22 protein-coding genes are annotated in these 24,978 nt (G+C 60.8%); 6 read left to right on the top strand and 16 right to left on the bottom strand.

What is annotated here, in order from left to right; all coding sequences use genetic code 11:
• Positions 1-23: 23 nt before the first annotated feature.
• From ABDX87_RS08500 to ABDX87_RS08450, 11 genes are all read right to left on the bottom strand, one after another.
• Complete coding sequence (locus ABDX87_RS08500) at positions 24-3,062, bottom strand: multidrug efflux RND transporter permease subunit (protein WP_346832483.1); 3,039 nt, start codon at positions 3,060-3,062, stop codon at positions 24-26.
• A gap of 40 nt (positions 3,063-3,102) precedes the next feature.
• Positions 3,103-4,254 (bottom strand): efflux RND transporter periplasmic adaptor subunit, encoded by a 1,152-nt coding sequence (locus tag ABDX87_RS08495; protein WP_346832482.1) that lies wholly within the window; start codon positions 4,252-4,254, stop codon positions 3,103-3,105.
• A gap of 65 nt (positions 4,255-4,319) precedes the next feature.
• Entirely contained in the window at positions 4,320-5,417 is a 1,098-nt protein-coding gene (locus tag ABDX87_RS08490; protein ID WP_346832481.1) for a DUF1513 domain-containing protein, read from the bottom strand.
• Position 5,418: 1 nt separating this feature from the next.
• Complete coding sequence (locus ABDX87_RS08485) at positions 5,419-6,483, bottom strand: imelysin family protein (protein ID WP_346832480.1); 1,065 nt, start codon at positions 6,481-6,483, stop codon at positions 5,419-5,421.
• A 30-nt stretch (positions 6,484-6,513) separates the two neighbouring features.
• The gene (locus tag ABDX87_RS08480) at positions 6,514-7,941 is read right to left on the bottom strand and encodes a di-heme oxidoredictase family protein (RefSeq protein WP_346832479.1); all 1,428 of its coding nucleotides are present in this window, start codon (positions 7,939-7,941) and stop codon (positions 6,514-6,516) included.
• 149 nt (positions 7,942-8,090) lie between these two features.
• Positions 8,091-8,630, bottom strand: coding sequence for an AP2/ERF family transcription factor (locus ABDX87_RS08475; RefSeq protein ID WP_346832478.1), 540 nt, complete (start codon positions 8,628-8,630; stop codon positions 8,091-8,093).
• Positions 8,631-8,909: 279 nt separating this feature from the next.
• Complete coding sequence (locus tag ABDX87_RS08470; RefSeq protein WP_346832477.1) at positions 8,910-10,262, bottom strand: imelysin family protein; 1,353 nt, start codon at positions 10,260-10,262, stop codon at positions 8,910-8,912.
• 274 nt (positions 10,263-10,536) lie between these two features.
• Positions 10,537-12,588, bottom strand: coding sequence for a putative bifunctional diguanylate cyclase/phosphodiesterase (locus ABDX87_RS08465; RefSeq protein ID WP_346832476.1), 2,052 nt, complete (start codon positions 12,586-12,588; stop codon positions 10,537-10,539).
• A gap of 308 nt (positions 12,589-12,896) precedes the next feature.
• Positions 12,897-13,493 (bottom strand): superoxide dismutase, encoded by a 597-nt coding sequence (locus ABDX87_RS08460; protein ID WP_062384041.1) that lies wholly within the window; start codon positions 13,491-13,493, stop codon positions 12,897-12,899.
• A gap of 222 nt (positions 13,494-13,715) precedes the next feature.
• A complete protein-coding gene (locus ABDX87_RS08455; protein WP_346832475.1) occupies positions 13,716-14,318 on the bottom strand; it encodes a LysE/ArgO family amino acid transporter in 603 nt (200 codons plus the stop codon).
• A gap of 23 nt (positions 14,319-14,341) precedes the next feature.
• Positions 14,342-14,743, bottom strand: coding sequence for an ACT domain-containing protein (locus tag ABDX87_RS08450; protein ID WP_346832474.1), 402 nt, complete (start codon positions 14,741-14,743; stop codon positions 14,342-14,344).
• Positions 14,744-14,839: 96 nt separating this feature from the next.
• On the opposite strand from ABDX87_RS08450, the gene ABDX87_RS08445 reads away from it, so the two are divergent.
• The 3 genes from ABDX87_RS08445 (at position 14,840) to ABDX87_RS08435 (ending at position 17,902) form a co-directional block, all read left to right on the top strand.
• Positions 14,840-15,739, top strand: a complete 900-nt coding sequence (locus tag ABDX87_RS08445; protein ID WP_346832473.1) for a LysR family transcriptional regulator ArgP — start codon at positions 14,840-14,842, stop codon at positions 15,737-15,739.
• A gap of 222 nt (positions 15,740-15,961) precedes the next feature.
• Positions 15,962-16,960, top strand: coding sequence for an NAD-dependent epimerase/dehydratase family protein (locus tag ABDX87_RS08440; RefSeq protein ID WP_346832472.1), 999 nt, complete (start codon positions 15,962-15,964; stop codon positions 16,958-16,960).
• A gap of 81 nt (positions 16,961-17,041) precedes the next feature.
• Complete coding sequence (locus tag ABDX87_RS08435) at positions 17,042-17,902, top strand: ATPase (RefSeq protein ID WP_346832471.1); 861 nt, start codon at positions 17,042-17,044, stop codon at positions 17,900-17,902.
• A 225-nt stretch (positions 17,903-18,127) separates the two neighbouring features.
• On the opposite strand, the gene ABDX87_RS08430 is transcribed toward ABDX87_RS08435, so the two are convergent.
• From ABDX87_RS08430 to ABDX87_RS08420, 3 genes are read right to left on the bottom strand one after another with little or no spacing between them, the layout of a single operon-like run.
• Complete coding sequence (locus ABDX87_RS08430) at positions 18,128-19,177, bottom strand: alkene reductase (RefSeq protein WP_346832470.1); 1,050 nt, start codon at positions 19,175-19,177, stop codon at positions 18,128-18,130.
• A gap of 58 nt (positions 19,178-19,235) precedes the next feature.
• Positions 19,236-20,402, bottom strand: a complete 1,167-nt coding sequence (locus tag ABDX87_RS08425) for an MFS transporter (RefSeq protein ID WP_346832469.1) — start codon at positions 20,400-20,402, stop codon at positions 19,236-19,238.
• 40 nt (positions 20,403-20,442) lie between these two features.
• The gene (locus ABDX87_RS08420) at positions 20,443-20,745 is read right to left on the bottom strand and encodes an ArsR/SmtB family transcription factor (RefSeq protein ID WP_346832468.1); all 303 of its coding nucleotides are present in this window, start codon (positions 20,743-20,745) and stop codon (positions 20,443-20,445) included.
• A gap of 313 nt (positions 20,746-21,058) precedes the next feature.
• On the opposite strand from ABDX87_RS08420, the gene ABDX87_RS08415 reads away from it, so the two are divergent.
• Positions 21,059-21,658, top strand: coding sequence for an ACP phosphodiesterase (locus ABDX87_RS08415; protein ID WP_346832467.1), 600 nt, complete (start codon positions 21,059-21,061; stop codon positions 21,656-21,658).
• Here the strand turns inward: ABDX87_RS08415 and ABDX87_RS08410 are convergent.
• Positions 21,616-22,407, bottom strand: coding sequence for a lysophospholipid acyltransferase family protein (locus ABDX87_RS08410; RefSeq protein WP_346832466.1), 792 nt, complete (start codon positions 22,405-22,407; stop codon positions 21,616-21,618). The genes ABDX87_RS08415 and ABDX87_RS08410 overlap by 43 nt on opposite strands.
• On the bottom strand, positions 22,407-23,162 hold the full coding sequence (gene olsB / locus ABDX87_RS08405) for an L-ornithine N(alpha)-acyltransferase (protein WP_346832465.1): 756 nt from the start codon (positions 23,160-23,162) through the stop codon (positions 22,407-22,409). Before olsB ends, ABDX87_RS08410 begins: the two co-directional genes overlap by 1 nt.
• Positions 23,163-23,527: 365 nt before the next feature.
• On the opposite strand from olsB, the gene ABDX87_RS08400 reads away from it, so the two are divergent.
• Positions 23,528-24,616: a serine hydrolase domain-containing protein gene (locus ABDX87_RS08400; protein ID WP_346832464.1), complete on the top strand. Its 1,089-nt coding sequence runs from the start codon at positions 23,528-23,530 to the stop codon at positions 24,614-24,616.
• Positions 24,613-24,951: an amidase gene (locus tag ABDX87_RS08395; protein WP_346832463.1), complete on the top strand. Its 339-nt coding sequence runs from the start codon at positions 24,613-24,615 to the stop codon at positions 24,949-24,951. The genes ABDX87_RS08400 and ABDX87_RS08395 overlap by 4 nt, the downstream gene beginning before the upstream one ends.
• Positions 24,952-24,978: the final 27 nt, after the last annotated feature.

Genomic DNA, 24,978 nt, shown 5'->3' with positions numbered 1-24,978 from the left:
AGCGCTGTTGTCAGGGATCGGCATCAAAGTGGTGTCTTCGAGCCAACCTTCGAAGCCAGCAACGTATAAACACACGGCAACACAAACAACGTAAACAACGTCCCCACCGACATCCCCGTCGCGATCACCAGACCGATGTCGAAGCGGCTGACTGCCCCGGCGCCGGTTGCCAGAATCAGCGGCACCATGCCGAACACCATTGCGGCAGTGGTCATGAGGACCGGGCGCAGGCGAATCGCGGCCGCTTCCTCCACAGCCTCTCGAACGCCGAGGCCCTTGTCGCGTCGCAGCTGGTTCGCGAATTCGACGATCAGGATCCCGTGCTTGCTGATCAGACCGATCAACGTCACCAGGCCCACTTGGGTATAAATATTCAGCGTGGATACGCCGAGGAACAGCGGGACCAGGGCGCCGCAGATCGACAAAGGCACGGTCACCAGAATCACCAGCGGATCGCGAAAGCTTTCGAACTGAGCCGCCAACACCAGAAAGATAATGGCCAGTGCAAGGCCGAACGTTACCCACAAGGCGTTGCCTTCCTGCACGTACTGACGGGAAGCGCCTGCATAATCGTAGGCAAAACCGGCGGGTGCTTCTTCCTCGGCGATTTGCCGCACTGTATCGATGGCTTCGCCCATGCTGACCAGCGGAAAGCCCGAGATAATGGCGGAGTTGAGTTGCTGGAACTGATTGAGCTGGCGCGGTCTGGCACGGTCACTGACGGTGATCAGCGTCGACAGTGGAAGCATGGTGCCCTCGCTGTTTTTCACGTAATAGTTCGACAGCCACTCGGGGTTGTCGCGGTAAGCCCGTTCCACTTGTGCGATGACCTTGTAACTACGCCCATCGATGGTGAACCGGTTGATCTCCGCTTCGCCCAGCAAGGTCGCCAGACTCCCGCCCAGGTCCTGCATCGAAACGCCCATCTGCGCCGCCTTGGCGCGGTCGATATCCACCACGACTTCCGGCTTGTCGAACGCCAGGTCCACATCCAGGAACGCGAACTTGCCGGACTCCGTCGCGCGCTTCTTGATCCGGTCGACGACCTCAAGCAGGGCTGGATAATCGTTCGGTGTATTGATCACGAACTGAAAGGGCAGACCCTCACCGGTTCCCGGCAACGACGGCAGGTTGAAGCCGAAAATCTGCAGGCCAGTGATGTCTGCGAGCTTGGCCTGTACCTCGGGTAACAGCTCCATCTGAGTGCGCTTGCGCTCGTCCCATGGCTTAAGCAGGAAGCCGCCGACACCGCTTTGTACGCCGTTGAAACCATTGATCTGGAAGGACGAGTAGTACTCCGGGAACGCCTTGAAAATGGAGATGAACTGGTCGGTGTACTTGTTCATGTAATCAAGGTTGGTCGGCTGTGGCGACGTGGCGATCATGAAAATGATGCCTTGGTCTTCATCGGGCGCGAGTTGCGACTGGCTGAATTTCAGGAACACCGGAATCAGGCACAGCACCAGCACGGCGAAGACGATGACCACGGGACGGCTGTTCAATGTGCCGTGCAGTAGACGCTGATAGCGCACTTTCAAGCCGTCGAAAATCTGGTCTAGCTTGTGCGCCAGGCCGCTGGGGTTCTCGTCATGGCGCAGGAGAACGGCGCACATCATCGGCGAGAGGGTCAGGGCGACGATGCCGGAAATCACCACGGCGCCCGCCAGCGTCAACGCAAATTCCTTGAACAGCGCGCCCGTCAGGCCCTGGAGGAAACCAATGGGCGCATAAACGGCGGCCAGGGTCACGGTCATCGACACCACCGGCATCGCGATCTCCCGTGCGCCCTCCAGCGCGGCGTTCAGCGGCGTTTTGCCCTCTTCGATATGCCGATGGATGTTTTCCACCACGACAATCGCGTCGTCCACCACAAGGCCGATTGCCAAGACCATGGCCAGCAACGTCAGCAGGTTGATCGAGTAGCCCATCACTTGCATGAAGAACAGCACGCCGATCATCGATAACGGAATGGTGATCACCGGTATCAGAACCGAGCGCAGCGCACCCAGAAACAGGAACACCACGACGATGACGATCAACACCGCCTCGATCAGCGTTTTCACCACTTCATGGATGGAAGCCTGGATGAACAGGGTGGCGTCGTAGGCGATGGACACTTTCAGGCTGGGCGGCAATTGGCTTTCAAGTTCCGGCATGATTCGCCGGACTTCTTTGATCACGTCCAGAGGGTTGGAGCTTGGCGTGCCCTTGATGCCGATGTACACCGAGGGCGTGCCATCGAACGAGCTGACGGTGTCGTAGTTTTCAGCGCCCATTTCGACGCGCGCCACATCACCGAGCAAGACTCGACTGTCACCGACGGTTTTCAGCGGAATGGCGGCGAACGTCTCCGGGGATTTCAGATCGGTGGTGGCGTTGACGCTGGTCACCACGTATTCACCTTTGACCTCGCCAGCGGCGGACAAAAAGTTGTACTTGCGCACGGCGTCCGTCACATCGGTGGCTGTCAGCCCAAAGCCTGCAAGCTTGACCGGGTCCAGCCACAAACGCATGGCGAACACCTGGTTGCCGAGAATCTCGGCTTCGGCCATGCCGGGCAGCGTGGCCAGCTTTGGCTGAATGACGCGGGACAGGTAATCGGTGATCTGCGGATTGTTCAGTTCCGAGCTGTAGAAACTGATGTACATGAGCGCCGAGGCATCGGCCGCTTCCTTGCTGAGCACTGGGTCTTCAGCGTCCTGAGGCAGCTTGTTTTTGACTTCGTTGGCCTTGGCCAGCAGCTCGGTGTAGAGGCGGTCGGTGTTGGCGCCGATGCGCGCGTAGATCGAGATCACCGAGAAGTTCTGCCGACTGACCGAGGTCATGTAGTCGATGCCTTCGGCGCTGGCCAGACTTTGCTGCAGCGGTTGGGTGATGTAGCCCTGGATGGTTTCGGCGTTGGCGCCGGGGTACGCCGTGGTCACCGTGATCAGGGCGTTTTCCATCTGCGGGTATTGGCGGATGGTCAGTTTGCTGAACGCCTGAAAGCCCAGCAGCACAATCAGCAGGCTGATCACGCTGGCGAGGACAGGGCGGCGGATGAACGGGTCTGTGAATGCCATGAACGTTCCTTTGAAAGCTCCTTCGAGCCGTCAGCTGTGATCAGTCAACCTTGGGTTGGCTGTTCTGCTCTGCGGGCGCAGCCTGATCGGCGCTGATGGCGACATGAGTGCCGTTGTCCAGCTTGAGCTGGCCGCCGGTCACCACTTGCTCGCCTGCTTTCAATCCCTTGCTGATGATCACCAGCCCTCCACGGCGCTCGCCGGTGGTCACGAAACGTCGTTCGACGGCCAGTTGCGGTTCACCCTTGTCGTTTTTTTCCGGCTGACCGTCAGTGCCGTTCTTCGGCACGACGACATACACCGAGTTGCCGTACAGCGTGTAGGTAATGGTGCTTTCCGGCACCACCAGTTGCTGTGCATCCTGCCCGAGGATGACCTGCAGATTGGCGAACATGCCGGGCAGCAACTTGCTGTCGGGGTTGGGCAGCGTGGCGCGCACGAGCACGTTACGCGTGGCATCTTCGACCTTGGGGTTAATGGCGCTGATGCTGGCAGTGAACACAGCGTCAGGATAAGCCGTGACGCTGACCTGCACCTGCTGACCGAGGGCCAGTTTTGGCAGCACCTGTTCCGGCACGAAGAAGTCGGCGTAGAGGCTGGTCAGGTCTTGAAGGGTGGCGATGACCGTACCGCTGGCGAGGTAATCGCCCACATCCACCTGACGAATGCCGATGGTGCCGCTGAAGGGCGCGAGAATGCGTTTCTTGGCCAGCGAGGCATTCAGTTGCGCGACACTGGCCGCCGCTTTTTTCTGCGTGGCGGCGAGTTTGTCGAAATCGCCTCTGGAAATGGAACCATCGCCCACCAGTTTGCTGCCGCGAGCGAAGTCCAGTTGCGCCAGACCCAAATCAGCCTCGGCGGTGCCGAGCAGACCCTTCTCCACATCGCTGTCGAGTTGCACGAGCGGCTGGCCGACCTTGACCTTCTGGCCGGATTCGAACTGCAAGGCCTTGACCGTGCCGGAGATTTCCAGCGCCAGGTCCACGCCCTGCAAAGCCTTGAGCGTGCCAATGGCGGGCAGGCGACTTTGCCAGGCGCGTTCTTGCACCACTGCGACCGCGACATTGATCGGCGGCTTGGGGGCGGTGAATTGCTGGATCTGCTTGTAGATCGAAAATGCCTTGTACCCGCCCAGGGCCAGCACCACGATGACGACAACACCCAACATGATCAACATGCGGCGACGCAACATATTCCACTTCCTTGGAAAACAGATGAATCAGGCGACTTTGATGCCCTCAAGTCAACCCGAAAAACTCACACCAGATGCAAATGGTTGTCCCACAATCCCGCCGGCAACGCCAGTGGCTGGGCGACCAGTGCGCTCTGGCGGCAATCGTAAAAGCGGCATCGGCCCTGGCCTGAGGTGACGACAAAGCCATCGGCGACGGCGCCGACACCCGCGCAATCAGGCAGCGGGGCATCCAGGCGGACGGCGCCGCTGTCCAGGTCCCAGATAAAGAAACAATTGCCGCGCGGTGCTGTTAAGGCGACCAGCCGTAACTCGCTGTGGATGGCCACGCTCGCGGTGTAGTGCGCCATCGCTTGCAACTGTTGCTCGGCCACCGGAAAGGCCTGAAACGGCTGCCCCGGCCGTTTGATCGCCAGCAGCTCGGCAGACTCATGGGACGGCCCCATGAACTGTTGACCGGTAACGAGGGTGCCGTCAGTGGCAATCGCCATGTGGCGCACGCTGTTCATCGATTGGGACAAGATTTCCTTGCTCAACAGTGTGCCGTCCCGTTGCATCAGGACCAGGCTCGGTTCCATGGCATTCAGGTTCATGTCGACCCGGCTTTCGGCCTCGGTACGAATACCGCCGTTGGCGACCGCCAGCGTCTCGCCGTCAGGCATCCAGGAGACCTGATGCGGCCCTATGCCGTGGGTGGGGATCTCACCGCTGTGCTCCAGGCGATCCCCGATGAACCGGTAGACGCCGAGCAGTCCACGTCCCGGATCGGTGGTGTCGTTTTCGGTGGCGTACAGCCATTCGCCGTCTTTGTGAATGACTGCATGGCCGTAGAAATGCCGATTCGGCTTCGAGGTGATGGTCTGCAACAGACGACCGTCGCGCAGGTCGATCAGGTAACTCTCGGTGCCCGGCCTGCGGGCGACGAACAACGCGATCGGCCGTTGCGGATGATTGATGATGTCGTGGCAACGCTGGGCCACCGGTGTAGCGAAGACCTGAGTGCCGTCCACGCGATACCCCACGGCGTAGTGCTTGCCATCGCTGTCATCTCGGGCAGACAGCAGCAGCGGGCTTTCGCCTTTCTTTTTGAACAGCGTCCATCCACCCAAGGTACAGGCGCTGAGAACAAGGCTGCCGAGAGCCAGAGCCTGACGTCGCAACATATCAGTCACCATCATTGGCATTGAAGCCAAGCTGAATGCCCAGTGCTTTGGCGAGTTCGCCTTCGTGCAGGCGATGCACCTTGTTGAGGCTGTCGTAGAACGCGTTCAACTGCTGACGGCCTTGCTCGGTGGCCAACAGCTCGACCAGTGGCGGTTTGAGCGCCGCCAGTTGCTTCTGGCTGTCAGCGTAGGCAGCGTCGATCTTGTCAGCCAGCGGCTTTTGCTCCGCAGGCAACAGGCCACGCAGGCCCTTGTTGTCCACGCCCGACCAGACTGTTTCGGCGCTGGCGAGACCGGCTTGCAGACTGCTCAGCGACGCCTTGCTGCGCCACGATTCGGCCTGGAAAGGTTGCGGCAGGCCCTTGGTCTGGCGACCCAGCGGTGTGCCGAGTTTTTTCTTCAGGCTATCCAGCGCGGTGACCTGCACGCGCAACAGTTCAGCGATGGCCTCGTGGGAGTCGGCGTAGCGCGGGTTCGGAAACTTGCTCAGTTGCGCGAGCATGCCGTCGGTGCTGTTCCAGCCGTCCAGAATCTCTTGCGCGAGGGTTTTCTGGCGTTCTCCGATCGCGACCAGGAGCGGGCAGTAGCGCGCTTTCTGATCAGTGCTCGCCATGTCGATTTCGGCATCGAACAGGATGTATTCATACGCCGACAATCCCTGAACGACGACGCTGGATTTCGCCAGTGCATCGGCGCTGATCTGAGGCTGAGCGGTCACCAGTTGCTCGACCTGACGGCCCACCAGGTTCTTCTTGTCCGGCCAGAACTGTATCTGCCATGAGCGGTTGCCTTCGGCCAGCGGCCCGATCAGCAGCGGCTGCAGTTCGGCCCAGGCTTTCTGTGCATGGAGGAAGTCGGCCCGCGCGGTGTCCAGGTCGCTCTTGCCCTGACAGAACGCCAGCGCACTGACCGCCAGTTGCCGGTCAGCGTCGACCCAGCGGCTGTAAGTTGGCAGTATCACTTGCTTGGCGATGGCGGCAGACGTCACGGCCTGCGGGTCTGCGGGCGCGCAAGCACCCAGCGCGAGCGCTGCGAGGCTGGTGAGCAACAGCTTGGGACGGAACATGTCCGGCTCCTTATCTTTCGGATAATACGTTTAAAGGGAATTCAGGAACGCCAGAAGCGCTGCCCGCTGTTGTGCATCGAACGCCAGCACCTGACGCTGCGCGGGCAATGCTTCGCCGCCGTGCCACAGTACGGCTTCCATGAGGTTGCGGGCGCGGCCATCGTGCAGAAACCGGGTATGGCCACTGACGGTCTGAGTCAGTCCGATGCCCCACAACGGCGGGGTTCGCCATTGCTGCCCGTTGGCCTGGAATTCGGTGAGGTTGTCGGCGAGGCCTTCGCCCATGTCGTGCAGCAACAGGTCGGTGTAAGGGCGGATTACCTGGTTGGCGAGCTCCGGCTCTGCAGCGTTGGCCGCGGTCGTGAACTGCGGCGTGTGGCACTGCTGGCAACCGGCCTTGAAAAACAGGTTCTTGCCGGCCAGGACTTGCGAACCGGCCACGTCACGGCGCGCGGGCACGCCCAGGTTGCGGGTGTAGAACGTGATCAGCCGCAGAATGTTGTCACTGACTTCCGGCTCGCCATCGGGGCCCTGGCCATTGGGCGCGTCAAGGCAGGCCGTCTGCGACGGTGTGCAGTCATCCACGGTCTTGAGGCTCGAGGTCAGCCCCATGTCGCCCGCGAGGGCATGGGCATTTTGCTGCTCGATACTGGGCTGCGAGGCTTTCCAGCCAAACCGACCGAGAACGGTTTTCTGCTGTGCGTCGTCCCAGACCCAGTTGGGCGTGCCGGTGATGCCGGTGCCTTTGCTGTCATCAGGATTCGCGTTTGCCAGAATCGCTGCTTCTGGAATGGCCTCCAGCAGACCCAGGCCGATCATGGGCGGCGCGATGCGGGCCGAGGCGCGGGTCTGCGGGTGCATTGCCCCGTAACCGAGCTGGGTGATCTGCAGGGTAGGGCGACGCAGATGCGCGGGCGTACCGTCACGGAAATGCACGGTCATGGCGTCGTATTCCACGCGCACGTTGCCTTCGGGTGTGACGCCGGGAATCGCCATGTCCTGCAGCTGTGTGCCATAGACCGGCTCGGGCGTCAGCCCCAGACGCTTGATGTGCTCTGCGTAAGCAGGCTCATCGGGAATCGACAGGCGCACGAGCATTGACACAGCGTTGTCGGCGCCCGGCTCGGGCGGGTGTCCGCGGCCGTCCTTGATATGGCAGTTCTGGCAGGCGTTGGTGTTGAACAGGGGGCCCAGGCCGTCTCGCGCGGTGGTGGTCGAGGGCGCGATGACCCAGGGGTTGCGGAAAAAGCTGTTGCCGACGCTGAAGTCCAGCCGCCGGGTCGGTGACAGGTTGGCGGACGGAAGGGAAAACGCCGTGCGGTCTTTTTTGTGGACGGTGGTCGCGCCGCCGGATTGCGCCTCGCCTGGCTCGGCAGCGGTGAAACGCGGGGCGTCATCGCACCCGCCAATGGCCGAAGCCATCAGCAGGAAGAGCCAGAGACGGAACCGCGCAGTCATACACATCCTGCAAAGGGGTGGAAATCGGGGCGAGCAAGCTTACCAGCCCCGTTCTTGAGGAATAAGAGGGATTTGCGTTTGTAAGCCTCTCTCGAAACGTGTTGTAACCAATTTGCCGCCACCCCGGAGATTTGGCGGCAAATGGTCAATCAGAGTCCGGAGATTTGCAGTGCAGGGTTCTCCACCAGCAGTTGCATGAGTCGCCGCTCGCCTTCTATCACCTTGAACGAGCGGTAATCGCCAATGCTGTCGAGCTGCCGCTCGCGCTCACGAATGGCGAGTTCCTTAGCTCTCTCGTAGCCGTAGTGTTCGACCCTGAACGACTTGGTCACGCTGCTGCCATTTCGCAGCGTCGTGCGCGCCACCCAATAGGCAATGCCGGTGTAGCAGCGGTAATGCACGCCGGGATAACCGCTGGTGTTGGTTGAGATGATGCGTTGACGGATGTCTCGGCTGAGCTTGGGCAGGTGTTCGAGCAGCAATTGGTCGCGGCAGACGTCTGCCGCTTTGCGAGCGGCTTCGCGTCCGCCGTAGCGAGAGAATGAGAACAGTCTGTTGAAGGTTCTTCCATCACGGTAGATCGTCACTTTCCAGGCACGAGGCCCCTTGATGCCGACCAACAAATGGATGCCATAGTCATTGGCTTTGAGCTTGCTGACGCGGCGCCTTTTATTGTTTCTCTTGGGCACTTTCTGTCTCCTCCTGGATAGGGTGGGGTCAAGGAAGTGCGCATGATCGACGGCGAATAAAGCGCGTTCAATCCGACACAGAGCGAACAGGAAACGCCCTACATAACTTACGGATCGGTCTTCAGAAGCCCTGTATTTACAGGGGGTTTGACGGTTTTTTTGAGGTCAAAAAAAGGCCGACCCGCTGACGGGTCGGCCTTCTTTGACGATCATCGACGCGCGCTTTGGCGAGTGCCTGGCAGGCTTAGATCAGGATCGTCGGAGCACCAACGGCGCCAATCAGAATTCGTGATCGGCGTTGTCCGGGTTCAGGTCGGTGATGCCCAGCTTGCCGGCGGCTTGTTCGATGGCGCCGGTCTGCTTGACCAGTGCCGCGATGGCGTCACGAACGACCTGATTGCCCGCGGTGTTGCCCGCTGCGATCAACTGGTCGAAGTGTTCACCCTTGTTGGCATGATCGACGATCGCTTGCAGTTTTGCCTGGGTGGCGTCCAGGTCGGCGCGCACGGTGCTGTCGGTCGCGGCGTCGGCCTTGGCGACCAGCGAGGACAGGCTTGGACCGCTGACCTTGGTGCCGTCTACGCGGGTGTATTCACCCAGATAAACGTTGCGGATGCCCAGGCCGTTGTAGAAGTGCGAGTTGTGGGTGTTGTCGCTGAAGCAGTCGTGTTCGTCCTCGCTGGAGTTGGCCTCCAGCGCCACCTTCATGCGCTCGCCCGCCAGCTCGCCCAGGGACAGGCTGCCCATGCCGAACAGCATTTTGCGCAGGCCGCTTTCAGCCGGCTCTGCTTCCAGCGTGGCGCGGTAGTTGTCGGCAACGCCCGGTTTCCAGTTATTGACCATCTCTTCCAGGTCGCTGACCAGCAGGTCGGTGGCGGCTTTCAGGTACGCACGACGACGATCATTGTGACCGCCGGTGCCGCCTTTGCCTTCGACGTAGTCGCTGGCAGGGCGTTCGCCTGCGCCCGGGCCGTTGCCGTGCAGGTCCTGGCCCCAGAGCAGGAATTCGATCGCGTGGTAACCGGTGGCGACGTTGGCTTCGGACCCGCCCAGCTCGTTCAGGCTGGCCAGCTTTTCAGGCGTGATTTCGGTGACGTCGACCTTGTCTTCACCGACCTGTACCGATTTGTTGGCGATGATGTTCGCGGTCGCGCCTGGGTTGCCCAGTGCATGCTGGTAATCCTTGGCCACGTAATCGATCAGGCCTTCGTCCAGCGGCCAGGCGTTCACCTGACCTTCCCAGTCGTCGATGATGGTGTTGCCGAAGCGGAACACTTCGCTCTGCATGTACGGCACACGGGCCGCAACCCAGGCATCGCGCGCGGCTTTCAAGTTCTGATCGTTCGGGTTGGCGAGGAAGGTGTCGACAGCGGTCCGCAAGGTCTTGGCGGTGGATTCGGCGTCGCTGAACACGGCGAAGACGATGTTCGCGTAATTCGCGACCACGGCCTTGGTGGCAGCATCGCTGGTCTGGGCCGGCGCGGCGGCTGGCGCTGCTGCAGGAGCCGGCGCGGCTGCGGCAGGCGTCGGGGAGGGCGCGGCGGCAGCGGGCTTGTCCTTGCCTTGGTCACAACCGGCCAGAGAGATAGCGATGGCCAGCAGACTTGCGGTTGCCAGGGGCATACGAATCATGACGGAATCCTGCGTCGGAAAGAGTGTGTAAACGGTGGCGAGCGCCAGAAAAAGCTGCGACATAATGCGAAAGATTTGCATTCTGTGTAAAGGCAAAACGCCGCGACGCGGGAGGAGGAGGTATTTCAAGCTGTTACAAGGCGTTTCAGGGCCTGCCGGGCGTGACGCTCAGCAGGAACGCCCTGGATCGCGACCGTTTCTGGTCAGGTGCATTGGTACTTGATGGCCCGACGCGTTCGCGGGCAAGTGCGTTCCTACAAAAGCGTGGCGGTGCCTATAAAACCCCCACATGCGTCCGCTGCGCTTGCTTCAGATAGGACAGCAGCTCCCGCGCCGGCAGTGGCTTGCTGTAGAAGTAGCCCTGACCTTCGTGGCAGCCCTCGGAGATGATGTACGCCTCTTGCTCCGTGGTTTCCACGCCCTCGGCGATGACCTGCATGCCCAGGCTTTTGCCGAGCTGGATGATGGCGCGCACGATGGTGGCGTCGTCATCGTCGTCGATCAGGTCCTGCACGAAGCTCTTGTCGATCTTGATCTTGTCCAGCGGCAGGCTTTTCAGATAGCTCAGGGACGAATACCCGGTCCCGAAGTCGTCGATGGCAATCAGCGCGCCCGAACGACGCAGGCTGAGCAGGTGCTGGGCGGCGGTGCTGATGTCTTCCATCAGACCGGTTTCGGTGACCTCAAGCTCAAGACTGCGCGGCGGCAGCCGGTAGATCTGCAGCAGGTTGTTGACCACCCGAGGCAGCTCGGAGTGGTGCAGTTGCACGGTGGACAGGTTCACCGCCATGCGCAGCTCGCTGAAGCCCTGATCGTGCCACTCGCGCAACTGTTTGCACGCCTGGTCCAGGACCCACTCGCCGATGGCAATGATGGTGCCGTTCTGTTCGGCCAACGGAATGAATTGATCGGGCGGGACGAAACCGTGCTCAGGGTGAATCCAGCGAATCAGAGCCTCGACGCCGACGACGCGATGGTCGCGATAGCTGATCTGAGGCTGGTAGACCAGATGGAACTGGTTGCGCACCAAGGCTTCGCGCAAGTCTTTTTCAAGCTCACGGCGACGGCGCATCTCGCTGTCGACGCTGGCGATGTAGAACTGGTAGCGATTGCGCGAGCGCGTCTTCGCCAGGGTCATGGTCTGCTCGGCTTTTTGCAGCAGCTTTTCAGTGCTATCGCCATCCTCGGGGAACAGCGTGATGCCGATGGTCGCGCGCAGACGGATTTCCTGCTGATCGACGGCGAACGGCGCTTCCAGATCATCGAGGATGTTCTGTGCCAGCTCCGCTGCTTCGTACGGTTGTTCGATGTCCGCCTGCACCAGCGCGAATTGGTCGCCACCCAAGCGCGCGAGTGCGCCCAGACGGCCGCTGTGTCCACGCAGACGGTCGGCCAGCGCCAACAGCAGTTGGTCGCCCGCCTGATAACTGAATTGTTCGTTGATGCCCTTGAAGTCATCGAGGCCGACGCACAGCACGGCAACCCGATGTTGCACGCGTCCGGCATCGATCAGGATCTTGTCCAGTTGCTGTTGCAGCTGTTGGCGATTAGGCAGCCCGGTCAGAAAGTCATATTGGGCCATGCGCAGCAGGCTGGATTCCGCCTCGTGACGCAGGTGAGTGTTGCGCTCAATGGAGGCCAGCAGTTCGTTGGCGGTGTTGACCCAGAGCCCCAACTCGTTCTTCTCGTGACCTTTGAGCAGTGGCAACTGGTGTTCGCTGGGCCGGTCGGGATTGATGCTCGTCAGGTGTTCGATGATGCGCGACAGCGGTTTGGTGAGCAGCCAGTGATAGACCAGATACAACACCAACCCCATCGCCAGAGCGCGCAGCACGCCGGAAATGAAGATGATCATCGAATTGACGAGAAAGCCCTCGCCATAGGTCGCGGTGTCGAGGGTGATGCGCAGATCGCCGTAATATTCGCTGTATGGGCTGCGGCCGACCAACTGCGTGGTGAAGCTGCGTTCCTGGCCGAGAATCGGGTCGGTCAGCCAACGCGTCGGCGAGGGTTTTAGGTCACGGGTCTTTTCTGCAAGCAGGGTCTCATTGGGATGGCCAATAGATGCCATGCGTACGGCCTTGTCCTGAAACAGGCCCTCGATGACCTGCATGCCCATTTCCCGGTCCAGGCTATAAACAGCCTGTGTCGACGGGTCACGGAACATGTCGAGAATCCGCTCGGCGTCAGTGGCGACGGCCTGCCGGGTCTTGTAGGCGTCGTAGACAATCTGTGCGCAGCTGAGCACAACGCCCACGACGAGCGCTGAAAGCAACACCACACGCAGCAGCTTCACCGACAAGCTGTTCTTGAGTTCCAGCTTCAAATGGGCATTCCTTCATCCATGCTGATAGCGGGTGACTGTATGCAAGCATTGGCAATGCAGGCCATGGGGTCAAGGTTTCGATACACACCTGACCTGTTTCATTCAGATAACGATCCACATGCAGGCAAGTAAGGCTATCGGTACTGTGTCGGTAAACAGGGCGCGGAACTTGAGCCTCTTTTCATCGATTCGGACGAAACTGATATTAGTCCGCTATCGCTTTCTGACAATACATAAAGGATGAACAGAAGGCGAAAAAAAACCCGGCAATGCCGGGTTTTTCTCTAAACCGCGCTTAGATGCGGTAATCAGGCGGTGAAGGCTTTGCCTTCGAACTGCTCAGCAACGAACTTCCAGTTCACCAGGTTCCAGAACGCCTCGACGTATTTTGGACGCAGGTTGCGGTAGTCGATGTAGTAAGCGTGTTCCCAGACGTCGCAGGTCAGCAGCGGGGTGTCGCCGCTGGTCAGCGGGTTGCCGGCGCCGATGGTGCTGGCCAGCGCCAGGGAGCCGTCAGCTTTCTTCACCAGCCAGCCCCAGCCGGAGCCGAAGGTGCCGATGGAGGTCTTGCTGAACTCTTCCTTGAACTTGTCGAAGGAACCGAACGCAGCGTTGATGGCATCAGCCAGTGCGCCGGTCGGTTGGCCGCCGGCGTTTGGCGCCAGGCAGTTCCAGTAGAAAGTGTGGTTCCAGACCTGGGCTGCGTTGTTGAAGATACCGCCCGAGGAAGACTTGACGATTTCTTCCAGGGTCTTGCCTTCGAACTCGGTGCCTGGCACCAGGTTGTTCAGGTTCACGACGTAGGTGTTGTGGTGCTTGTCGTGGTGGTATTCCAGAGTTTCCTTGGAGATGTGCGGTGCCAGAGCATCATGAGCGTACGGCAGCGGAGGCAATTCGAAAGCCATGGTAATTCTCCTAATCAGGTCAGTTGCGGTTTGCGCAAGGCCGATCACGGGCGGCCAGACAGAACATACGCCGGAGAGTCTTTTACTCTTTGCGGCGCAGGGTTTTGGATCATAGCACCGGGTCCGGCCCATAACCACGCAACAACTGTGTGGGATAGAGGTTCCAGAGCGTTGCGCGGGAAATGATGGATATTTTTGATGAGTCGCCGCGCCTGTAAATAATCAGGCGGTTCGGATCAACTGCATCGCGACACTGAACATCATTGCGGCGACCATCAGATCCAGCAGGCGCCATGTCGCCGGTCGTGCGAGCCACGGCGCGAGCCAGGCTGCGCCGATCGCCAGCGTCGAGAACCACAGCAATGACGCACTGGCGGCACCGGCCACGTAGGCGCCCGGTTCTGTCTGCTGCGCTCCGAGGGAGCCGATCAACAGAACCGTGTCGAGATAAACGTGCGGGTTGAGGAGGGTGACTGCCAATGCCGTCAGCAACACGGCGCGGCGCGAACGCTGACCGTCGGCGTCGCCCTGTTGCAGGCTTTGCGGTGACAGGGCGCGGCGCAGGGCTTTGCTGCCGTACCACAGCAGAAACACCACGCCGCCCCAGCGCGCGACGGCCAGCAATGTCGGGTTGTGCGCCAGCACATTCGCCAGTCCGAACACGCCGGCGGCGACCAGGATCGCATCGCACACAATGCACAACAGCGCGACCGACAGGTGATGCTCGCGACGCAGGCTTTGCGCCAGGACGTAGGCATTCTGGGTGCCAATGGCCATGATCAGGCCGAACGCAACCAACAGGCCGTTGAGGTAGCTCTGCCACATGAGGTATCGCTCCGTGAAGTGAATCAGTGGGCGCTGGTGGCCAGTTCGCGCAGTACCGTCATGGCTTTGTGCGCGTCATCTTTTCCCACGAACAAATGATCGTGATAGAAGCCCGCGATCACATTGCAGCTGATGCCTGCTTTTCCCAACGCGCTGGCAAACGCTGCGGTCAGCCCCACGGCCTCCAATGACGAGTGCACGGTCAAGGTGATCCATGCCATGACGTAGCCGCAGGCGAGGCCCAGTGATTCGGCCTGCTGTCGTTCAACAATAACGGTCAGCCCCTCCTGCTCGCGGAAGCTGCCTATGACCTGCGCGCTCTGGAGATCGCTTCCGTCGGGCACGCTGGCGAACACATATTCACCGTCGTTCAGTTGTGGGCTCATGCTGCGCAGCAGCACGTTGAGGGAAGTCTCACCGGACATCGGATGTTCTCGTCGCAAGCAGGTTTGTGTGGCGAGTGTCGGGCAATGAGCGGTATAAGAAAAACCAATAATGCTCATCGCTCATTAGGAAAAGTGATGTTTGACTACAAGTTGCTTTCGGCGCTGGCGGCGGTCATTGAGCAGGCGGGTTTCGAACGGGCGGCCCAGGTTCTGGGCCTGTCGCAGTCCGCCGTCTCACAGCGGATCAAGTTACTGGAGGCACGGATCGGTCAGCCAGTGCTGGTAAGGGCGACGCCGCCCAGCCCCACTGACATTGGTCGGCGCCTGCTGAACCACGTTCAACAGGTTCGGTTGCTGGAGCGAGACCTGCAAAGCGTGGTCCCGGCGCTTGACGAAGGTGGCGTTCCGGAACGTCTGCGCATTGCCTTGAACGCCGACAGCCTGGCCACCTGGTGGGCGCTGGCGGTGGGGGATTTTTGTGCCGAACACCGGTTGCTGACCGATCTGGTGGTGGAGGATCAGGACGTTGGCCTCAAGCGCATGCGTGCCGGTGAAGTGGCGGCCTGCCTGTGTGGCAGCGAACGCCCGGTGGCGGGGGCGCGCAGTTTGCTGCTGGGCGCCATGCGCTATCGTGCGTTGGCCAGCCCGGCCTTTATCGCGCGGCATTTTCCGAATGGCGTCACGGCTCAGGCGCTGGCACGTTCACCGGCGATGGTCTTCGGGCCGGATGACTTTCTTCAGCATCGCTACCTGGCCTCGCTGGGTGTCGAGGGCGGCTTCGAGCATCATCTGTGCCCGTCGTCCGAAGGTTTCATTCGCATGACGGAATCCGGAATGGGCTGGGGCCTGGTGCCTGAATTGCAGGTGCGAGAGCAACTGGCGAGCGGCAAACTCGTGGAATTGTTGAGCGATCGCTGCATCGATGTGCCCTTGTACTGGCATCATTGGCGCAATGGCGGGCAGTTGTTGACGCAGTTGACTGATCATCTGGCGAAGAAAGCCGGTCAATGGTTGGTGCCGCTGGCAGCGCCGTGAGCGTCAGTGCAGACGCTGAGGTTTCTTGGTTGGTTGCAAGACCTGTGGGAGCGAATTCATTCGCGATAGGGCTGATCAGCCTGCGAAGATATGTCGTTCGCAAAACCGCATTGCGAATGAATTCGCTCCCACAGAGATCACTGACGCCAGAGATTCCTGCGCCGTGCAGGAACCGGCCTCGCGAGCCTATGTTGTGCATATTTATTTTGAACGGAGCGGTAAATGAAGATTCTGGTCACCGGCGCGAGCGGCTTCATCGGCGGACGCTTTGCGCGTTTTGCCCTGGAGCAGGGATTGAGCGTCCGGGTCAACGGCCGTCGAGCAGAGGGCGTTGAGCATCTGGTGCGGCGCGGCGCCGAATTCATTCAAGGCGACTTGAGTGATCCAGAGCTGGTGCACGCCCTGTGCGACGACGTCGAGGCGGTCGTCCATTGCGCGGGGGCTGTCGGCACCTGGGGACGCCGTCAGGACTTCCATGAGGGCAACGTTCAGGTCACTGAAAACGTCGTTGAAGCCTGTCTCAAGCAACATGTCCGCCGGCTGGTGCACTTGTCCTCGCCATCGATCTATTTCGATGGGCAGTCGCACCTGAATATTCGTGAAGAACAGATTCCCAAGCGCTTCCACAATCACTATGCCGCGACCAAGTACCTGGCCGAGCAAAAGGTGTTTGGCGCCACGGAGTTCGGGCTTGAAGTCATTGCGTTGCGTCCTCGCTTCGTCACCGGCGCGGGAGACACCAGCATCTTCCCGAGGCTGATGCAGATGCAGCGCAAGAAACGCCTGTCGATCATCGGCAATGGCTTGAATAAGGTCGATTTCACCAGCATTCAGAACCTGAACGAGGCGATCCTCAGCAGTTTGCTGGCGACGGGGGCGGCACTGGGCAAGGCCTACAACATCAGCAATGGCACGCCGATTCCCCTCTGGGACGTGGTCAATTACGTCCTGCGTCAGATGCAGTTGCCGCCTGTCACGCGCTATCGCTCGTACGGGCTGGCCTACAGCGCGGCGGCGATCAACGAAGCGGCCTGCCTGCTCTGGCCCGGCCGACCTGAACCTACGCTGTCTAGAGTGGGGATGCAGGTCATGAACCGAGATTTCACGCTTGATATCAGCCGCGCCCAGTATTATCTGGATTACCAGCCCAACGTCAGCGTCTGGACCGCGCTGGATGAGTTCTGTGGCTGGTGGAAGGCGCAGCACGGCCAGGCCGTTTAAAACGGCCGGCGATTCATAGGGTCCTACGTGTCGCGGTTATACTGCCGCCATTCAGATTCAGCGGTCTTCAAAGGGAAACACATGCGCAAAGATCCGTATGACGACATCGATGATGTGCCGAGCCTCAGCGCCAAAGATGACGACGATGACTTCATCCCGACCGCCGGTGCCCGTGAGCGCACCACGGTGTATTCGCGGACCACACCGGTGGTCAAGGTCAAAGCCCCGGGCACGGGCGCTTTGTGGGCCTTGATCGGGGCGCTGTTCATCGCGTTCTGTGGTTTGGGCTGGTGGAGTTTTCAGCAGGTTTCATTAATGGAACAGCAACTTGTCGCCACCCAGGAAAGCTTTGCGCGCATCAGCGAGGAAGCGGCGGGGCGCCTGCAGGACATTTCCGGCAAGGTCGTCGCCACTGAATCCGTTGCCAACAGTGGCGGTGAAGCGCTGAAGGCGCAGATCAAGCAGTTGCAGGATCAACTCGCTGACCAAAACAAGCAGCAGCAAGGCGTTGCGGGGTTGCAGGGCGGCCTGGACAAGCGCCTGGAGCAGATTGCCGCTCAAGCGACGCAGCAGCAGGCGACCAATCAGCAGTTGCAGGATCAGTTGAAGACGGTCGCGACCGAGCTGGGTGCGTTGAAGGCGGCGATGCCTGACAGCAAGTCGTCGCAGTCGCAGCAGGATCGTCTGGATTCTGAACTCAAGAGCCTGAGTGCCGATGTGGCGAATTTGAAGAAGAGTAATAACAGTCAGGCGATCGAGCGTCTGGAGCAGGACATGATTGTGCTCAAGAGCGAGCAGGACAATCGTCCGGCGCAGGCGGCTTCTTCGGGCGCGAGCACGGCGGAATTCGATGCGTTTCGCGGGCAGATGACGCGCAGTCTCAATACCTTGCAGAGTCAGATTCAGACGTTGTCGCAGCAGATTAACGCGCGGGGTCAGTAGGCGCTCTGAGCAAAGCGCAGGAGCTGCCGGGGTGGCGCTCCACTTTGTCCCGCGATCTGCCGGGAACCGGCAGCAGGACCCGTGCATACGGTTTATCTGTGATCGTCCCCACGCTTCGCGTGGGAATGCAGGGCCAAGACGCTCTGCGTCCAAGTGGACGCGGAGCGTCAGTCGCTGCGTTACCACGCGGAGCGTAGGAACGATCATTCAATCCAGATACGCTGATTACAGCGTTGGATAATCGATATACCCCACAGCCCCTTTCCCATAAAACGTTTCAGGGTGCGGCTCGTTCAGCGGAGCATCCTTGGCCAGGCGTGCAGGCAGATCGGGGTTGGCAATGAACGGCACACCGAAGGCCACCGCATCCGCTTTGCCGCTCGCCAGCCACTCATTGGCGCTCTGTTTGGTGAATTTCTCGTTGGCGATGAACGCCCCACCAAACGCCTCTTTCAAACGTGGGCTCAGGCTGTCGTCCAGCTCGCGCTCACGGGCGCAGATGAACGCGATGCCGCGTTTGCCCAGTTCCTGCGCGACGTAGGTGAAGGTCTCAGCCAGGTTGTCGTCGCCCATGTCGTGGGAGTCGGCGCGAGGTGCCAGGTGCACGCCGACACGGCCTGCGCCCCAGACTTCGATGGCGGCGTCGGTCACTTCCAGCAGCAAGCGCGCGCGGTTTTCCAGCGAGCCGCCGTAGCGGTCGGTGCGCGTGTTGGTGCTGCTTTGCAGGAACTGATCGAGCAGGTAACCGTTGGCGCCGTGGATTTCCACGCCATCGAACCCGGCGGCCTTGGCGTTCTCGGCACCGACGCGGTAGGCGTCGATGATGTCGTCGATTTCAGCCAGTTCCAGCGCACGAGGCGTCACGTAGTCAGACAGCGGGCGCACCAGGCTCACGTGGCCTTTTGGTTGAATCGCGCTCGGTGCGACGGGCGTCTCGCCGTTCAGGTAGATGGGGTGCGACACACGGCCGACGTGCCACAGTTGCAACACCATTTTGCTGCCCGCGGCGTGAACGGCCTTGGTGATGTTGCTCCAGCCGCGAACCTGATCGTTGGACCAGATACCGGGCGTGTCCGGGTAGCCGACGCCCATCGGCGTGACCGACGTTGCTTCGCTGATGATCAGGCCGGCTGTGGCGCGCTGCACGTAGTACTCGGCCATCATCGCGTTCGGTACGCGGCCTTCGTCGGCGCGGCAACGGGTGAGCGGCGCCATGACGATCCGGTTGGCCAGCTCCAGCTCGCCCATCTTGATCGGGTCAAAAATTGTGCTCATCGGGGATATCCTCAATGCGTTGGGTAGTGGGTGAATCCGCAGTTTTGAAGCGTTGAAATCAGTTCGTCGCAGCGGCCAGTTCGCCGTCGCCGCGCTGACGGAAATTGATCAGGGTCACAATCAGCGCCAGGATCGCCAGGCCACCGGCGGCGAGGGGCACGCTGGTCAGGCCGTAGCCGTGGGCGATGACGCTGCCGCCGACCCATGCGCCCAACGCGTTGCCGACGTTGAAGGCACCGATGTTCAGGGTCGACACCAGGTTCGGTGCGTCCTTGCCGAAGGTCACTACGTTAATCTGCAAGGCAGGCACAGCGGCGAAACAGGCGGTGGCCCAGAGGAAGAGGGTGATTTCAGCCGGGATCAGCGCAACGCTGGTCCAGGTCAGGACAGTGGACGTCACGGCCATGGCAATGAATACGCCGATCAGCGTGGCGGCCAAGCGGCGATCCGCCAGCTTGCCGCCGATGATGTTGCCGGCGGTCAGGCCCAGCCCGATCAGCATCAAGGTCCAGGTCACGCCCAGCGGCGATACGCCGGTGATCTCCCCCAACAACGGCGCGACGTAGGTGAACAGCGCGAACACCGAAGCGGCAAACAGTGCGGTCATGCTCAGCGACAGCCAGATCCCGGCACCTTTGAGCGCACCGAGTTCAGCCCGCATGTCGAGTTTCTCTTCGTCGCGCTTGGCCGGCAGGAAACGGATCAGGCCGATGAAGGCAATGACGCCGATCACGGTGACCGCGAAGAAAGTCGAGCGCCAGCCCGCCTGTTGTCCGAGCGCGGTGCCCAGGGGCACGCCGAGGACGTTGGCAAGGGTCAGGCCGGTGAACATCAGCGCGACGGCCGATGCTCGGCGGTTGGCCGGAACCAGGCCGGCTGCGACGACCGAGCCGATGCCGAAGAACGCACCGTGGCACAGCGCAGTGATCACGCGGGCGAACATCAAAATGTTGTAATCGGCCGCGACGGCGCAGAGCAGGTTGCCGATGATGAAGATCCCCATCAGCGTGACCAGCGCCGCTTTGCGCGGGAGTTTGGCGGTGGCCATGGCCATGAACGGTGCGCCGATGGCAACGCCCAGGGCGTAGCCGGTCACCAGCCAGCCGGCGCCCGGGATGCTGACGCCCAGGTCAGCGGCGACGTCGGGCAGCAAGCCCATGATGACGAACTCGGTCGTCCCGATGGCGAAGGCGCTCAGGGCCAGAATAAGTAGCGAAAGGGGCACGGTGCGTCTCCTGAAAAATCGGTGTTTGAGAGCGGTCAGCTCAAAGCTGCTGAGTCAGCTCCTGCAAAAACGCCTGAATGGCGTCTTCGTTACGTTTGAAGAAATGCCACTGGCCGTATTTCTTGCTGGTGATCAGGCCAGCGCGTTGCAGAGTGGCCAGGTGAGCGGAAACGGTCGATTGCGACAGCCCCGCGCGTTGGTCGATCTGACCGGCACACACGCCGTTTTCAAGCGAGTGATCCTGATCGGGGAAACAGGCATAAGGGTCCTTGAGCCAGACCAGAATCTGACGGCGAACCGGGTGAGCCAGGGCTTTTATTATTTCGTCGAGGTCGATAGGCATGTCGTTCTCAATCTGCGTGTAGCGTTATATCGCGATGGGGCGAACTTTATATTGGTAAATCGCGATATACAAATATAAAAGAGTTCTAAGCATAGAGTGAATGGGTATATCGGATTATAACGATATGAGCCCCTGACTTAAATGGTTTAGGCTTCGTGCAGCCATTCCGATCACGCGATGCTCCTGTGGGAGTGAGCTTGCTCACGAACGGTGAATGTTATGCGCCATAGAATGTGGCGGATGTACGGTCCTCTTCGTGAGCAGGCTCACTCCCACAGGGGCCGTGTCGTTTATTGCAAAGGTGCATGTCTTCATGAACTACCTCGCACACCTCCATCTGGGCGGTCAGACGCCTTCTCAGTTGCTGGGCAGCCTGTATGGCGATTTCGTCAAAGGCTTGCTGCCGGGTCGCTTTCCCCAGGACATCGAGCAGGCGATCCGTCTGCATCGGCGCATCGATGCATTTACCGACGCCCACCCCGTGACCAAACGGGCGATGGGACGATTTCCGGCCGAGCGCCGTCGCTATGTCGGCATCGTGCTGGACGTGTTCTTCGATCATTGTCTGGCGCGGGACTGGTCGCAGTATTCGGACGTGCCGCTGGACACGTTCACCGACCAGGTTTATCGCGTGCTGGCGAACGAGCCTGAACTGCCGGAGCGTCTGGCGATGATCGCGCCGCGCATGGCGGCCCATGACTGGCTGGGGTCGTACCGTGATTTCGAGGTGGTGGGCGATGCGTTGGCCGGGATTGCCCGACGCCTGTCACGCCCCGAGGGACTGGCCGGCGCCATGCAGGAACTGCAGGCGCTTTATCAGCCGTTAAGCGAGGATTTCAGCGAGTTTTACCCGCAACTTCAGGCGTTCGCTCAGGCCGCCCTGGCGGTGGATGGTCGAGCCTCGGCAGGCTGAGCCACCTCGCCAAACAGTGCAGTCTGCACCGCAGTCTGTGCTTCGAACGCCAATGCCGCGCGCTCTTTTCCCTGAGACGCGATCGGCTCCAGCAACTGGATGTGCACATCGCTTACTTCGTTGGCGAACAAGCGGCGCAGGTGGGAAAGCAGATCGTCATCGCCAATGAACGGCGCGATGTGATCGGGCTTGCCGTCGCGCACATACCGGATGGCAACCGGTTGCACAGGGGTTCCGGTTTCAATGGCGCTGGACAGCAGGCGGCCGTGGAACGTCCGCAAGCGAGTGCCGTCCGTGGTGGTGCCTTCAGGGAAGATCACCAGCGAATGATGACCTTGCAAGTGCTGGCCCATTTGCTTCTGAATCAGCTTGCTGTCACCCGAACCGCGACGAATGAACAGCGTGCCGGCCTTCAGCGCCAACCAGCCAGCCACCGGCCAGGTGCGCACTTCAGCCTTGGACAGAAACGACAGCGGGGCGAGCATGCCCAGTAGGGGAATGTCGGTCCATGACACATGGTTGCTGACCCACAAGGCGGGCTGAGCCGGCAATGTGCCGCTGACCGTGACGCGAAACGGCAGTGCGGCCGTCAGGCAAGCCATGAACCAGCTCGTCCAGCGCTGACGACGGGCCATGGTGTTGCCGACGCGCAGACGTTCCATCAGGGCGAACGCGCCCGCAATGGTCAGGCCCAGGCCGATGACCCACAGCACGCGGATGACTCGCGCATGACTGCGCAGCGAGCTCATCACACCGCTGCCTTGAAGTGACGGGCGTAGCGCGGGCACAGCTCGTCGCGTTTGAGCAGGATGAACACGTCGGCGACCTGGAAATCTTCATCCCAGCACGGCTCGCCGCAGATCTTGGCGCCCAGACGCATGTAGGCCTTGAGCAGCGGGGGCATTTCGCAGATCACGTTGTTCGGAATATCGAGCGTCGGCAGCGGGTTCTTCGGCTCGGCGCGCAAATGTTCGGTGCTCAGGTAGCGTTCACGCAGACGCTGCATGATGGCGTGAGCCTGGATGCCGCCGTCCTGCATTGGAATGCTGGCGCAGCCCATCAGGTAGCTGTAACCGCCTTCGTTGAGGACTTCGGCCAGCTCGCTCCACAGCACGGCAATGGTCCCGCCGTTGCGGTAGGCCGGGTCGACGCAGGTACGGCCCAGCTCCAGGATTGGACCCTGCAGATGGCCCAGGCCATGAAGGCTGAATTCTTCTTCGCTGTAGAAACGGCCCAGTGTGTTGGCCGCCTTGTGGTCCAGCAGGCGAGTGGTGGCGACCAGCCGACCGCTGTTGAGGTCACGCACGCCGATGTGCATGCAGTGAACGTCGTAATCGTCGATGTCCAGACCCAGCTCGGCACCTTTGAGTTTGGCGTTGAATTCGCCGCTGAACACGCTGAAACGCAAAGCCTGTGCTTCTTGCAGGGCGTGAGGTCCTACCAGGCGCTCGGCCTGCAGGCGGCGGTCTACGCTGGTGTCTCGAATACTGGCGATCTGAGTCATAGGGCGTCTCCGTGGGCCAGCCTTGGTCCAGGCCGGTCGACTGAATGATTCGAAGCATTGCTGTACGAATGCAGGCTAGGGAGGGCCGATGTCACCACCATTAAGCTTTGGTGATGGTTGCGTGACAGGCGGGGCGGCAGGTGGGAGACGCCGATACCATTACTGGGGGAGCTAATTCATTCGCGAAAGTTGTTCAGGCGACGGGGCTACTTTGACCCTGCTGGCCAATTGCGAATGAATTCGCTCCCACAGAAGATTTTCGTCCGGCTGATGGTGTGCGGTGTTTGAACGGCCTCAGAGAGGGTTTCCCCGTGCTGTCATCATTGACTGCCAGGATTGTCGGTATCCGTGCGTGAGGTCCGTTCATGAGCCGTTTGCTGTTAACGCTTTTAGTTTTATCGATGGCCTGTTCGGCAGTTGCCGACACCTGGCCTGACGCGCAGTGGTCGGTTCGACCTCTCGCTTCAAGTGCAGCGTTAAAGGACCTGGAAACCTACGCCTTCCCGCCTCGCGATGAGCAGACCCGCAACGGCATACGCACCGATGCGCTGTTGATCGTTCGCAACGGCGAAGTGGTCTACGAACGCTATGGCGGCGTGACCCGTGCCGAGACGCCGCACCTCACCTGGTCGGTCAGCAAAAGCATTCTTGCAACGGTACTGGGCGTGGCCTTTACAGAAGGGCGCTTCAAGCTGGCTGACCCGGTCGCACGTTACTACCCACCGTTCAGCGCGCATCCGGACATCAGGATTCAGGACCTGCTGCACTGGGCGTCGGGTCTGGACTGGCAAGAGGATTACGAATACGCGCCACTCAACTCCTCGGTCGTCGCCATGCTCTACACCCGAGGCCGGAGCGACATGGCGCGCTTTACCGCCGAACACCACGTCGCAAGCGCGCCCGGCACGGCGTATCGCTATTCCAGTGGCGACAGCACCGTATTGGCCGCCGCGCTACGAGGCATGGTGGGCGCCACGGCCTACGCCGATTACCCGTGGACGGCTTTGTTCGACCCGCTGGGCATCAAGAGCGCGGTCTGGGAAACGGACAGCACCGGCACCTTTGTCGGCTCCTCCTACGCCTACATGACCGCGCGGGATCTGGCCCGTATCGGTTTGCTCATGCAGCGTGGCGGCCGTTGGCAGGATCACCGCTTGCTGGCGCAGGCTTGGGTCGATTTCAACCTCACCCCGTTCAGTTCCCAAACGGCCACCACCGAAGCGCCAGGGGGGCAGTGGTGGCTTAACCGGGCAGCGGATAACACACCTGGTCCCTGGCCTGACGCGCCGCCCGATACCTTCGCCGGCCTGGGTCATTGGGGACAGGCGTTGTATGTGATCCCGAGCGCGGGGCTGGTCATCGTGCGTTACGCCGATGACCGGGACGGGACCTACGATCACAACCAGTTGCTCAAGTGGGCGTTGAAAGCCGTGGCCGTGGAGCGTGCCCAATGACGGCCAGGAAGGGGTTCATTCGGCGACGCCCGTTCAGCGCGGTGGCGATCCTGATGGTGGTATTTCTACTCGCCGTGGTCTGGGTCTGGCGTGTCCCGTTGCAGGCGTTTCCGAGCATCATCAGTGCTTACACCGCCAAGGAATATTGTTCCTGCCGCTATGTGATGAACAACCCGGTCGACTACTGTCAGGGCTACGTGAAGCAGTGGCTGCCGAGCACATTGACGGAAAGCCTGGCCGACAAGCGAGTCACCGCCACCGGGATGGGCCGTGAAAACAGCGCTCAATGGCAAGGCCAGCGTCAGGGCTGTCGATTGTTGCCTCCCGTGCCGTGAGGGCGAACGTACCCATTTGCCAGTGGT

Origin of the sequence: Pseudomonas abietaniphila, from assembly GCF_039697315.1 — a bacterium.
In the GTDB taxonomy this organism is placed as follows: Bacteria; Pseudomonadota; Gammaproteobacteria; order Pseudomonadales; family Pseudomonadaceae; genus Aquipseudomonas; species Aquipseudomonas abietaniphila_B.
This window is presented reverse-complemented; position numbering and strand designations above follow the sequence as displayed.